Here is a 12,914-nt window from a genome sequence, read left to right as displayed (position 1 = left end):
TTATGTCCCTTAGAAGTAAATACCCAGACTGATGTTCAAGCGATGTGTGGTGTCTTGCAGGCCACCCAAATCAAGAGCTACGCCGGGGCCACCAGCAAACCACATGTTTTCGCCTTGAATGCTGTCTACGTAAACAAATAGTTTATCCCAGCCAAAGCTGCAACCGTTTGTCCACAAAGAGGATTTTTTTGCAGCGGCGACATCGCTGTCTACCCGGCTGTATTCACTATAACAGCTCACATCAGAAACTGCTTCAAACTGATAAGGAATTGAATAAACCAGGTTTGCTACATAACTCTTGCCTTCTGATGCCATTAAGAAAGGAAATGTAAATGAAGACAATGCAACACGGTCGGTGGCCTGCCCTTCTGGCGCAGCCAAATCATAATCAAAATCGGTATATTGTAGTTCAACCTTAAAGTCACCCTGGATATGCCGCAAATGGACCGCATAAGCAGTCATATCGCCTTCATCCATGGTATCAAGGTTTAAAATATTTCCGTACTGATACGATGCTCCGATATCAGTGGTAGCACCGCGAATCCACTTACCCGTGTAATTAGCCCGCAAATTTAACTGACCATCTTCCTGGTTTCTGAACTCGCCGTCATCTGCCAGGTCAAAGCTATAACGGTCTGATTCACTGGCATCGTTATATTCATCATTCAGAAAATAACCTGCGTGTAGCTCCCAGTTCCCGGTTTTATAGTTTGTGGTAAAGCCCGCATCGTAGTCATCTTCAAGACCGATGTAATAATTTACGCCAAACCAGAAGTTATTCGAAGCAAACGGAAGTAAGCCAAAAGGTACTTTAGTGATACCGCCGGTGATAGACAAATCGTCGCTGTATTTGTAGGTCAGATCAGCGTAACGAATGGTATCGAACTCGGTATTTTCATACCAGCGGTACTCAGCCTTGTAACTAAATTGTTCAGACTCACCAGACAAATTCAGGCGTATAGATTCAAACTCGAAGCCATCTCGAATTTGGCTTGGTTGCCAGTCAAGATGACCATAGTTGACCCGAATATGCCCACCAATATCAACGGGAAGCTTTTCTGCCTGTGAAGGTAAGGCAACCAGAATACTGGTTAAAAGTACCGGCAGTTTAAAGTGTAGGTTTCTCATTCAATAACCCTGGAGTTGAAGTGTGTTAAAAAGGTGATGTTTATCTTGTATGACACAATTGCACGAGCGTGTTTGACAAAGACAGGCATCACATCTTGGGCCTTATTAGCTGCTAGAGTAATTGGACAAATAACAATGTAGCCTCCAACGCACATGTTTATAACGTAATAAATAATCAACATTTACGTTACTTTGAACACAAACAATATCGCGCCAAGGTATTAAAAGGATCACTTATCGGCCTCATATTGTCAGCAACCGTTAAAAAAGAAATGCAATAATAACAACCAGAGCCGACGCTTATCAGGCTAACAGAAACAAGGTGGCGCACCATATCAAAGAGATACCGGACAACATAGGTGCTGAGATATCAACTGCTTATAATTACGTCAAAAAAGTATATATTTTACTACTTTTATATGATTGAAGTTTGCTATATTAGTCTTGGTCGATTAAGGAAGTCTGGGCCATACTTTTCATATAAAGGAATTAATAATGAGCAAGCGGCGCACAGCAGGTGCTTATCTGCAACATAAAGTAAGCGAACAAGAACTAAAACTAATGCTGGTGTTGATACCTGTGGCGACGTTGTTATTCGGGTTTGGCGTAGGACTGATAACAGGCTATCAGATTATGAGTTCACCTCAATTTTTGTTTGGCGTCATTGTTGTAGCCACACTGCCCGCTATTGGAACCTTGTATTGGGTTGTTCGTCATTATGCTAAAAAAGCAGGCGTTTCGCGGTTAAATGCTTAACCGCGAGGTTTGTAGTATTTTACGATAAAAGTGCCTGGCTGAAGCTAGTGGGTTACCAGGTCAAATCATCAGGGATCTGATATTCAGCGTACCAGTCGTCCTCTTCACCAGGAGCCGCAGCTTCTGTGGTATCTGCACGGTATATAACAGAGGCTTCATCGCGTTGCGATATTTTATCAGCAACGGGCATTGGCACTAAAAAGTATTCTTCATCCTGCTTTACCACAGCTAGCCTTCCCTGAGTCACTTGCTTGCGCACAGACTCGCCGACATACATGCGTTTTACCACATTATCGTCGGTAAAGTTTAACACCGACTCTGCGCCCCCCCGGTTTTGAATATTAACCGTGATAAGCTGGCGCACCTGCGCAACAATTGAGCGCTGCTCGCGCTCTAATTGTTGTTGTTCGTTTAGCTCCCGGTCACGTGCTTTTTTTTGCTCTGTTGCTTGTTGCGCTGCAACTTTGTTTTCATCCACAACATCTTGCTTACTTTTGTTTTTAAGCTTTTGTTTTTTACGCTTATCCTGACGCGCCTGACGCGCGCTCGATTTATCTGCCAACCCGGCTTTAAGCAGTTGATCCTGAAGTGATGCCACAACAATACTCCTTATTTACTTTTTTTACGGGTGTCTTTAGCAACCCACTTGCCGTTTTCATACCACGCTGACCAGCCGGTAGATTTGCCATTGTCATTTTCTGACATAACATACTGTTGTTTTGTTTTTCGGCTAAAGCGCACAATGGTAGGGTTACCATCCGGGTCGTTTTGAGGTGCGTCTGCTAAATAATAAAATTTAGAGGAAATACGGTCTTTAAACCGGGCCAGCTCGGCTACTTTTGGCGCTCGGGTTTCCCGTGACTTCGGAAAATTATGGGCTGCCATAAAAATCCCAGAAGCCCCATCGCGCAAAACAAAGTGCGCATCGGTTTTTTCACACGGCAATTCAGGTAAATCTACCGGATCTTCTTTTGGCGGCGCGGCTTCGCCGTTGCGTAACAACTTACGGGTATTCTTACATTCGGTATTGGTACAGCCAAAGTATTTTCCAAAGCGGCCATTTTTAAGCTCCATGTCGCTGCCACATTTATCGCATTCAATAATAGGCCCGTCATAGCCTTTAATTTTAAATGTGCCTGACTCGACGTAAGTGCCATCGCAAGAAGGAACGTTGCCACAAACGTGAAGCTTGCGGGTTTCATCTACCAGGTAGCTGTCCATAGCCGTACCACAGACCTGACAACGGCGTTTGGACCGCAAAACAGCGGTTTCCATTTCTTCTTCATCATCAACCTTGATAACTTCCTCGCCAGGAGTCAGATTCAGGGTGTTAGTGCAGCGTTCTTTAGGCGGTAAGTTATAACCCGAACATCCTAAAAATACACCGGTACTGGCAGTACGAACATTCATTTCGCGACCACAGGTACCACACTCAATACCTGCCGGAATAGCCTGGTTGGGCCGCATACCGCCTTCATCAGGATCTTTTTCGGCCTTTAACAGCTTAGTGTAAAAGTCTTCATAAAACTCGTTGAGTACCTGTTTCCAGTCTTTTTGCCCACCAGCAATATCATCAAGTTGCTGTTCCATGTTGGCGGTAAAGTCATAACTCATCAAATCGACAAAGTTGTCGGTCAGACGGTCATTGACAATTTCACCCATTTTTTCAGCATAGAATCGTTTTGAATCAAGCCGAACATACCCGCGATCCTGAATGGTCGAAATAATGCTGGCATAGGTAGAAGGACGGCCAATGCCCCGCTTTTCCAATTCCTTAACCAACGAGGCTTCGTTGAAGCGGGCAACCGGCTTGGTAAAGTGCTGTTTGGGATCAAGTGCTTTAAGATTTAGTGCATCACCTTGTTTAACGTCAGGCAACAGCAAATCTTCTTCGCCTTTTCGGCGCAGTTGTGGCTGAACTTTAGTCCACCCATCAAATTTTAATACTCGGCCTTTTGCAACCAGTTCATAATCACCTGCGGCCACTTTAATGGTGGTAGCATCGTATTTGGCAGGTGTCATTTGACAGGCAACAAACTGACGCCAAATCAATTCATACAGACGCTGTGCATCACGTTCCATATCGCCCAGGCTATCTGCCTTTACCACAACATTTGAGGGGCGTATGGCTTCGTGAGCTTCCTGAGCACCTTCTTTACTGCCGTAACGAATAGGATTATCGGGTAAGTATTTGTTTCCAAAACTATCGTCAATAAACGAACGGCACGTATCCAGAGCTTCCTGACTTAAGTTTGTAGAGTCGGTACGCATATAGGTAATATGACCCGCTTCGTACAACCGCTGCGCCATCATCATGGTTTTTTTAACGCCAAACCCTAATCGCGTACTGGCAGCCTGTTGCAACGTGGAGGTAATGTAGGGTGCCGATGGTTTACTTTGCGTGGGCTTAGACTCGCGGCTTTGTACCTCATAATCCTGGTTTTGCAGGGCATTAACAGCCTGGTCTGCCTGGTCTTTGTTTACCGGTTTAAAAGCTTTGTTTTGATACTTATTAACCAGCATCCGCAAGTCAGTTTTATTCTGTGCGGTTAAATCAGCGTGGATGTCCCAGAATTCTTCAGGAACAAACGCTTTAATTTCACGTTCTCGTTCAACCACCAGGCGTACCGCAACAGACTGAACCCGTCCGGCCGACAACCCCCGGGCAATTTTTTTCCACAGCAGGGGCGAAACCATAAACCCGACCACACGGTCTAAAAAGCGCCGGGCTTGCTGTGCATTAACCCGAGCCACATTTACCTCGCCTGGGCTAGAGAAGGCTTCCTGAATAGCGTTTTTGGTAATCTCGTTAAACACGACCCGCTGATAGGTTTTATTTTTTGACCCTAATAGCTCTTGCAAGTGCCACGCGATAGCTTCTCCTTCTCTATCCAAATCCGTCGCAAGATAAATAGTGTCAGCATCTTTAGCTAATTTTTTTAGCTCGTTAACAACTTTTTCTTTGCCTTGCAGAACCTGATAGTGTGCGTGCCAATTTTGCTGGGGGTCCACCCCCATGCGATCGACTAATTTTCGATACTCGTAATTACGCAAGTATTCAGAGCGTTCTTCATCAGATAATGTTTTGAGTTCTTTTGCCGGTTTTTTCGGCTCAACCTGCCCTAATGCCTTGGTTGGCAGATCTCGGACGTGGCCTACAGAAGATTTAACGATAAAATCTTTACCAAGATATTTATTTATCGTTTTTGCTTTGGCCGGGGACTCGACGATGACCAGTGATTTTGCCATATAATTGAAATAAACCTGTTTTAAATCTTAAGCTTAATTAGCTTAATTTTTGAATTTGGGGCCTGTCTTTGTGACCAGGTGGCGCTTATGCTTTTTTAACATATATCGACAAAGTGCATGGAAAACAAGTTCTTCTTAATAGTTATTCCATCAAGCGCTTTTTTTACAAGCAAAAACTGTTTGCTTTTCAGTCACCTTCATTGGCAAGCAGAATAAAAACCGTATAATGCGGTCCATCAATGATGCGGTACAAGCTTCGTTTTATGCTATACCCCTTGTAGGGGCTTACGCAATTAAACTCTGGTTGAACTGCGAAATTTAAGTGACACACATGGTGTGACAACGTAAAACTGAGGAACGCATGAAGCATTTTGAAGTAAATTTCGATGGGCTGGTTGGCCCTACGCATAACTACGCGGGTCTTTCATTTGGAAATGTTGCCTCACAAAGTAATGCAAACGCGGTTAGTAGCCCGCGACAGGCAGCCAAACAAGGCTTAGCGAAAGCTAAAGCGTTGGCCGATATGGGCATGACTCAGGGTGTTCTGGCGCCTCAGGAACGTCCTGACATCCAAACATTACGCCGACTGGGTTTTACCGGCAGTGACGCCACCGTACTTGAAAGTGCCGCTAAACAGTCTAAACAGGTTTTTCTGGCGTGTTGTTCAGCCTCTAGCATGTGGACAGCCAATGCTGCCACGGTGTCACCAAGCGCCGATACCGCCGACGGACGGGTTCATTTTACCCCGGCTAACCTGACGAATAAGTTTCACCGCTCGTTAGAGCCTGAAGTTACCGGCAGAATATTAAAAGGCACATTTGCCGATAATAAATATTTTGTGCACCATACTCATCTTCCAGACAACGAACACTTTGGCGATGAAGGTGCAGCAAACCATACCCGTCTGTGTAACGAATACGGACATGCAGGCATTGAGTTGTTTGTATATGGCCGCCATGCCTTTGACAGCAGCAAGCCTGCGCCCAGGCGGTTCCCTGCCCGTCAAACTCTGGAAGCCAGTAAAGCCGTTGCCAGACTTCATGGTTTAGATGATGATTCGGTCGTATATATTCAGCAAAATCCTGATGTTATAGACCAGGGTGTGTTTCATAATGACGTGATTGCTGTGGGCAACCAGAATGTCTTGTTTTTCCATGAGCAGGCTTTTCACAACAAAACTCAGGCCTTGGATGAAATAAAAGCCAAATTTGGCGATCACCCGCTGCATTTTATCGAGGTTGGCACGAATGAAGTGTCGGTACAGGACGCGGTTAAAACCTATCTGTTCAATACCCAGATAATTACGTTACCCGACAACAGTATGGCCATTATTGCCCCTACTGATTGTCAGGAAAACAGTGCAGTAAGTGCGTATCTTGATGGCCTTGTGAACAAAGGCACACCTATTCAGCAGGTTAAATATTTTGACGTAAAGCAAAGTATGCGTAATGGGGGCGGTCCAGCGTGTTTGCGTTTACGCGTAGCCCTGACCGACGACGAGTTGCGTCATGTTAATCAAAATACATTGTTATCAAACACTCAGTTTGAGCGTCTTAATACCTGGGTAGATAAGCACTATCGCGACCAGCTGACTGAAGATGACTTACGGGATCCACAACTACTGACAGAGTCACGGACAGCGCTTGATGAGCTGACGCAGCTGTTAAAGCTGGGATCGGTGTATCCTTTTCAGCAAGATTAATCGTAAAAAAAGCAAACAGACCCTGCTTATGCGGGGTCTTTTTTTACTCGTACGTTTTTACCAGCCGCTATAACGCCTTAAATAGCGTTGACATCGATTCTTTTGTTTATTGTGTTTGTTAACCATTGACCGCTTATCAAAGCGGTCAATGGGCTTGCAGACGCAACAAAGCGCTGTCTCGAACTTCTGTATTACCCACATAAAAAAGCCCCGATACCCGGGGCTTGTAGTTATTTCAACAATCGAGAAGATGTTTAGCGAATACTGCTGCAATCAGCGTTGGCACCAAACGGATTAGCCGGGGGCGGGCTGGCTTCAGAGCTGATATCGCTCGCCAGTATAGATAACATATAACGTGTATAAGCTGATGCTTCACTTGATGTAGAACGTGCGAACACAGCAATTTCAACATCGGTAAAAACAGCGTACTCTTTAGGGTAACGATATTGCAGCGTGGCCTGGCCGTTATCGTCCGTAATTCCATCGCCTACAAAGCGAATACTGCCTACAATACCCGGAGTGAGTAACTGATCATTATTAGTGTCTTCGCCTGCGTCTAAGTTTCCATTACTGTTTATATCTTCATTGGCACAGCTTGCAGTAATTTGCGCCTCCCATAGTGACTTTTCGTCATTCCACAACCAAAAACCTTTTCGGTACTCGCCTTCAGCTGAAAATTTCACGGGCGTAACCGAGACCGTTAATGCTTCACCTGAAACTGGGCGCCCTGCCGAGTCGGTCACAAACACTGCGAACTCTTTGAGGTAAGTCGAATTGTCGGGTGCTTCCAGCAAATTGCCTGTACCCACTGAGATATCAAACGGGCGGTTTCCGACGGTCAGTACAACATCGTCAGATACCGCGGTGTCATTTGCTACCTGCGCAGTGACAACGACTGCATCTTCGCTGGTCACAGACCCAGAGGTAAATACGGTTGAGGCCACGCCGTTACTGTCAGTCGTCGATTGTGACGGGGCAATAGAGCCGGTGCTGGTATCGTCTACGTTAAAGGTAACCACTGAATTTTTCACCAGATTACCATTTACATCCCGCACAATCGCAGTGATGGTACTTTTCTGTCCATCCGGCCCCAAAATATCCGGGGTCGCATCTGCCTGCAAAGTCGCAGGCGTAATGGCGATAAATTCAACATCTATTCTGGCGCTGACTTCTTCGCCATCATTGTCTATACCCGTGGCAGTAATCGCCGCCAGGCCGGCATTGTCAGACTCTATTGTAAAGCTGGCTTCGCCCTCGCTGTTGGTTTGAGTATCGGCCGCGCTAATGATTCCTCTTGACGCGGTAAACGAAACACGACCACCTGTAAACGGCGCATCGTCTTTTAACCAACTAACTGACAAGGTACTTGGGGTATTTAACGACACCTCTGTAGCGGGCGCCTGGCTAAATAGAAAGTCATCTTCTTGCACCGTAATGCCAAAGCTAGCCTCGGCATTTAGCGAGGCTGCCGTAATTATATCTTTGCCTGATGCCGTACCCGTATAATTAACATTAGCCTGCCCATCGTTGCCCGTTTGAATTGAGGCAGCCGAAAGTTGCCCGTTTTGGGCAACAATGTCGATGGTTTGGTTGGCAATGGCTACACCATCTGAGTCTTGAACACGCAAAGTCAGCGTAACTGTATCATTTAAAATAACCGACTGTGTGCCATTAATAGTGACTTCGGTACCCACAATTTCAACCTGAATATCCTGAGTCAGTTCGCCCACGCGAGCGGTCACTGTAATTGTTCGGTTTTCAGCATTATTTTCGGTCGACAAAGTAGCTAAGGCCCGTCCGCTTGGATCGGTCTGAGCCTGTGTAACCGCGATTTCAACACCCGAATCGCTGGGCGCTGAAAACGAAACAGGAACATCCTGCATCAAAACGCTTTGGGCATTTTTAACCAATGCGGTAAGTTGCGCAGTATCTGAACCGCTTGAAGAAAGTTGTACTTTGCTGGTGTATAAATCCAAAGTGGCGGCCTGAACACTCTCCTGAGTGCTGCCTGTTGAAGAAAACGTAATGTTTCCCTCTTCACCCTCGGTGGTTGTTGCGGTTATAAGTCCATCGCCGGCCAGCGCACCAACGCTCAGCCCAATAGTGGCCACCCCGTTTTCATCGGTTCGGGCCGTGCCTGTGTCGTTTGAAAAAACAGCTAATTGGTCATTTGATAATACAAAGGTAACCAGAGTATCGTTGCGCACATTCCCATCACTGTCTGCCACGGTAACTGAAACCGTTAAGGGATTGTCCTGACTAAGATCTTTATCGGCAGTACCTTCATTGTTTTGTAACGACATATCGACCGAATACACAAGCTGACCTTCTTCGGTTCCGGTATCCGTTTCCGTATCAGTAGTCGTATCGGTATCGGTTTGACTGGTTTCACCTTCTCTTTCCAGCTCACCACCGCCACCACCACAGGCAGTTACCAAACCTAAGGTGGTAACGAATAACAGCGACTTGGCTAATTCACGCATATTCTTCTTCCTGAACCTTTATTCTTAAAGTTTGTTGTGCTTTTGTTATTTCAATCTGTTGGGAATCTGGCACACTATCCGCGTTATAAATATAAAAACAGAAGTTTCAGGGAACATTCATGTCTCAAAACGCACACAAGTTTAGTTTAACCGCCCGAATATTTATCGGCATGGTCGCCGGAATCTTGATTGGCTTGTTACTCCAACTGATTTTTGATGATAGCGGAGATTTACGCTTTTCGGTATTTGGTTATACCTTTTCGACGTATAACATTCTGGTAGATGGTATATTTTCTACTTTAGGACAGCTTTTTATAGCCAGTTTAAAGATGCTGGTTGTACCGCTGGTTTTTGTATCGCTGATTTGTGGTACTTCCAGTCTGACCGAACCCAGTAAGTTAGGTCGCCTCGGAATAAAATCTATCGGCCTGTACATTTTCACCACCGCTATCGCTATCTCACTGGCGATCAGTTTTGGCTTGCTAGTATCGCCAGGTGTCGGCGTAGAGGCTCCAACCGACGCGGTCTACGAAGCAAAGCAAGCGCCTTCCTTTGCGCAGGTTATCATTGATATGTTTCCGACCAATCCGGTTAATAGTCTGGCAGAAGGTAACATGCTGCAGATTATTATCTTTGCGGTATTGCTGGGTGTGTCTATGGCAATGTGTGGTGAGCCGGGTAAACGTATCGCAGGTTTCTTTGAAGACTTAAATACCGTTATTATGCGACTGGTTACCATTATTATGAACCTAGCACCTTATGGTGTGTTTGTTTTGATGGCTAAGTTATTTTCGTCGATTGGCGTAGACATGCTTGGCAGCCTGGGCAGATACTTCGCTCTGGTATTATTTGTGCTTATCCTACACGGTCTGCTTACTTACTCGATATTGCTAAAAACCTTTACCGGATTAAACCCGATACATTTGTTTTTAAAGATGCGTGATGCCGCCCAGTTTGCCTTCACTACCGCCAGTTCTAGTGCCACATTACCGGTGACTATGGAAACAGCTCAAAATAAACTGGGTGTCAGCAAATCGGTTTCTTCATTCACCCTGCCCCTCGGTTCAACCATCAACATGGACGGTACCGCCATAATGCAGGGGGTTGCTACGGTCTTTATTGCACAGGTATACGGTGTTGATTTAGCGCTGGCTGACTACCTGATGGTAATACTAACTGCCACGCTGGCGTCAGTTGGAACCGCGGGTGTACCCGGGGTTGGTCTGATAATGCTGGCAATGGTATTGCAACAGGTAAACCTGCCGGTAGAGGGTATTGCCTTGATTATCGGGGTAGACAGACTACTTGATATGACCCGTACGGCGGTGAATATTACCGGTGACTGTACAGTAGCCTGTATTATCGCAAAGAGTGAAAACGAGTTAGATGAAGCCCGCTTTAATAACAAAAACGCGGGCTTAAAAGAAGAAAATGTCGATTTAAAGCATTTTAAAGAAAACAGCTAAAGCGTGTTTCCGGCTAGCCATTTAATGCGCTGGCCGGAGCTACTTTTACTGCTTTTCTTGCCGGATAAAGCGTAGACAACACCACCAGAAACAACGCTACGCCTACCGTTAAAACTACATCGGTAAATTGTAGGTGAGAGGGCAGGAAATTAATAAAGTAAATATCGCCCGATAAAATCTCGGTATTAAATAACGCTTCAATTGCTTTCACTATTGCGGCTAAGTTAGGCGCAATAATTACTGCCAAAAGTGTTCCTACCGCAATACCTATAATGCCGTTCATCAATCCCTGCAATATAAAAGCCTGACGAATAAGGCCATCGTGCGCCCCCATGGTTTTGAGAATAGCGATAGCCGCACGCTTTTCTCGTACCGACATAACCAGCGTGGACACAATATTGAAACATGCCACCGCAATAACCAGTGTCAGTACAATATAAACCATTGTACGGACCAGCTTGATGTCGTTATATAAATAGCCTTGAGTACGGGTCCAGTCAGACATATACACCGCTTGAGAAAAATTATAACCAATTTCCCGCATTATCGTTTTTGCCTGATAGGGGTCGTGTAATCGAAACCGAAGGCCTTGGGCGCCCGATTTTATCGCTGCGGCTTTTGAGGCTTTAGAAAGGTGCATAAGACCCAGGTAGTTATCAAGCTCACCACCAATGGTTAAGCTACCTGCAAGGGTCAGCTTAACCAGTTCAGGGGCTTTAAATGCCATATTTTCGGTGGTAACCGGTACCAGTACGGCGATATTATCGCCAATCTTCAAACCAAATTTTTCAATCAATCCCTGCCCTAATAAAACACTATCATGGCTTTGCCTGAAACGATGCCAGTCATCACTCGTAATTTGCTGTTGCCAATGACTGTAATCTACCGATGATACCGCCAGGCCGGTCAACTCTACCGGTTTTAAAGCGCCTTTATGTTGCAGCATGCCGGTAATTTTTGTATAAGGTTCAACTGATTCGAGCTGTTCGTTTTGCTGTAACTGATTGATAATTGAGGGCCAATTGTCAATTCCTTCGCTTGAGGTTGAGTACAGCTCACCGTGTGGAATGACCGTTAAGATACGCTGTGTAAGTTCACGCTCAAATCCGTTCATTACGCTTAGCAACGTGATTAATACAAAGCAGCCTAAGCCGATTCCGAATGTTGACGAAAATGAAATAAACGAAATATAACGATTTTTTTGCTTAGCTTGTCGAAAACGTCGCGCCAGTTGCCAGGCCAGTCTCATAATCGGCGTTCCACTTCTGTGTGCGTCATCTCGCCATCAACAATGGTTAGTGTTCTGTCCATTTGCGCGGCCAGCTCCGTATCGTGTGTAACCACAATAAAGCTGGTTTCCAGCTCCTGGCTGAGTTCACGCAACAATGCATAAACCTGAACCCCGGTCTGATGATCTAAATTGCCTGTAGGTTCGTCGGCTAAAACCAGAGCCGGCTCGCAAATTAAAGCCCGGGCAATGGCTACCCGTTGACGCTCGCCCCCTGACAACGCGGCAGGTTTATGCTTTAACCGATGAGAAAGACCCACCCGCTCTAGCACAGCGGAGGCTTTTTGATGAGCCAGGCTAACCCGACTACCGGCGATAAGAAGTGGCATAGCAACATTTTCTAATGCGGTAAATTCAGACAACAGATGATGAAACTGATAGATAAAGCCCATTTGCTGGTTTCGCAAAGTGGCAAGCTTTGAAGAGGTTAATGAAAATAAAGATTGATTTTTAAACAAAACATCACCTGATGTTGGTGTGTCAAGCCCCCCTAATATGTGCAATAAGGTGCTTTTACCCGAACCTGAGCTGCCCAGTATGGCGATATGCTCTGCGGCGTTCACCGTAAAAGAAACCCGATTTAACACCGAGGTGTCTACGCTACCTTCATGATATGTTTTGCTGACGTCTTTACAGACAAGAATTTCTTGCATATTAACCATTTAAAAATCAGGGATTACCAGCTTAGATGGTACCGTGATTAAGAAGGCTAACCAAGAAAATACAGGGAATTATTACAAGAAGAAAAAACAGAATAACGCAAGAAATGGCGGAGCGGACGGGACTCGAACCCGCGACCCCCGGCGTGACAGGCCGGTATTCTAACCAACTGAACTACCGCT

General features: G+C 45.6%; 9 protein-coding genes. 3 read left to right on the top strand and 6 right to left on the bottom strand.

Annotation, left to right across the window (positions count from 1 at the left end; translation table 11 throughout):
- Positions 1 to 9: 9 nt before the first annotated feature.
- A complete protein-coding gene (locus JK130_RS03965) occupies positions 10 to 1,128 on the bottom strand; it encodes a porin (RefSeq protein ID WP_218352924.1) in 1,119 nt (372 codons plus the stop codon).
- Between the two features lie 495 nt (positions 1,129 to 1,623).
- Between JK130_RS03965 and JK130_RS03960 the strand changes: the two genes are divergently transcribed.
- Positions 1,624 to 1,884 (top strand): hypothetical protein, encoded by a 261-nt coding sequence (locus tag JK130_RS03960; protein ID WP_218352923.1) that lies wholly within the window; start codon positions 1,624 to 1,626, stop codon positions 1,882 to 1,884.
- 52 nt (positions 1,885 to 1,936) lie between these two features.
- On the opposite strand, the gene JK130_RS03955 is transcribed toward JK130_RS03960, so the two are convergent.
- Both JK130_RS03955 and topA read right to left on the bottom strand, forming a co-directional pair.
- The gene (locus tag JK130_RS03955) at positions 1,937 to 2,482 is read right to left on the bottom strand and encodes a DUF2058 domain-containing protein (protein WP_218352922.1); all 546 of its coding nucleotides are present in this window, start codon (positions 2,480 to 2,482) and stop codon (positions 1,937 to 1,939) included.
- Positions 2,483 to 2,493: 11 nt separating this feature from the next.
- On the bottom strand, positions 2,494 to 5,133 hold the full coding sequence (gene topA, locus JK130_RS03950) for a type I DNA topoisomerase (RefSeq protein WP_218352921.1): 2,640 nt from the start codon (positions 5,131 to 5,133) through the stop codon (positions 2,494 to 2,496).
- A gap of 361 nt (positions 5,134 to 5,494) precedes the next feature.
- Here topA and astB point away from each other — a divergent pair, with 361 nt between their 5' ends.
- A complete protein-coding gene (astB, locus tag JK130_RS03945) occupies positions 5,495 to 6,835 on the top strand; it encodes an N-succinylarginine dihydrolase (RefSeq protein WP_218352920.1) in 1,341 nt (446 codons plus the stop codon).
- A gap of 254 nt (positions 6,836 to 7,089) precedes the next feature.
- Here the strand turns inward: astB and JK130_RS03940 are convergent, their stop codons facing one another.
- Positions 7,090 to 9,318, bottom strand: a complete 2,229-nt coding sequence (locus JK130_RS03940; protein WP_218352919.1) for an Ig-like domain-containing protein — start codon at positions 9,316 to 9,318, stop codon at positions 7,090 to 7,092.
- Between the two features lie 119 nt (positions 9,319 to 9,437).
- Here JK130_RS03940 and JK130_RS03935 point away from each other — a divergent pair, with 119 nt between their 5' ends.
- Positions 9,438 to 10,784, top strand: coding sequence for a dicarboxylate/amino acid:cation symporter (locus tag JK130_RS03935; protein ID WP_218352918.1), 1,347 nt, complete (start codon positions 9,438 to 9,440; stop codon positions 10,782 to 10,784).
- Positions 10,785 to 10,797: 13 nt separating this feature from the next.
- On the opposite strand, the gene JK130_RS03930 is transcribed toward JK130_RS03935, so the two are convergent.
- Positions 10,798 to 12,033 carry a lipoprotein-releasing ABC transporter permease subunit gene (locus tag JK130_RS03930; protein ID WP_218352917.1) on the bottom strand — a complete coding sequence of 412 codons (1,236 nt, stop codon included), beginning with the start codon at positions 12,031 to 12,033 and terminating at the stop codon, positions 10,798 to 10,800.
- On the bottom strand, positions 12,030 to 12,725 hold the full coding sequence (lolD, locus tag JK130_RS03925) for a lipoprotein-releasing ABC transporter ATP-binding protein LolD (RefSeq protein ID WP_218352916.1): 696 nt from the start codon (positions 12,723 to 12,725) through the stop codon (positions 12,030 to 12,032). Before lolD ends, JK130_RS03930 begins: the two co-directional genes overlap by 4 nt.
- Positions 12,726 to 12,914: the final 189 nt, after the last annotated feature.

Origin of the sequence: Alteromonas lipotrueiana, from assembly GCF_019249245.1 — a bacterium.
GTDB classification, from domain to species: domain Bacteria; phylum Pseudomonadota; class Gammaproteobacteria; order Enterobacterales; family Alteromonadaceae; genus Alteromonas; species Alteromonas lipotrueiana.
This window is presented reverse-complemented; position numbering and strand designations above follow the sequence as displayed.

What these genes read in the sequence shown, in the direction of transcription:
- JK130_RS03960 (WP_218352923.1), top strand. Translation starts at nt 1,624, where the DNA reads ATGAGCAAGCGGCGCACAGCAGGTGCTTATCTGCAACATAAAGTAAGC.
- JK130_RS03965 (WP_218352924.1), bottom strand. Translation starts at nt 1,128, where the DNA reads ATGAGAAACCTACACTTTAAACTGCCGGTACTTTTAACCAGTATTCTG.
- astB (WP_218352920.1), top strand. Translation starts at nt 5,495, where the DNA reads ATGAAGCATTTTGAAGTAAATTTCGATGGGCTGGTTGGCCCTACGCAT.
- lolD (WP_218352916.1), bottom strand. Translation starts at nt 12,725, where the DNA reads ATGCAAGAAATTCTTGTCTGTAAAGACGTCAGCAAAACATATCATGAA.
- topA (WP_218352921.1), bottom strand. Translation starts at nt 5,133, where the DNA reads ATGGCAAAATCACTGGTCATCGTCGAGTCCCCGGCCAAAGCAAAAACG.
- JK130_RS03935 (WP_218352918.1), top strand. Translation starts at nt 9,438, where the DNA reads ATGTCTCAAAACGCACACAAGTTTAGTTTAACCGCCCGAATATTTATC.
- JK130_RS03940 (WP_218352919.1), bottom strand. Translation starts at nt 9,318, where the DNA reads ATGCGTGAATTAGCCAAGTCGCTGTTATTCGTTACCACCTTAGGTTTG.
- JK130_RS03930 (WP_218352917.1), bottom strand. Translation starts at nt 12,033, where the DNA reads ATGAGACTGGCCTGGCAACTGGCGCGACGTTTTCGACAAGCTAAGCAA.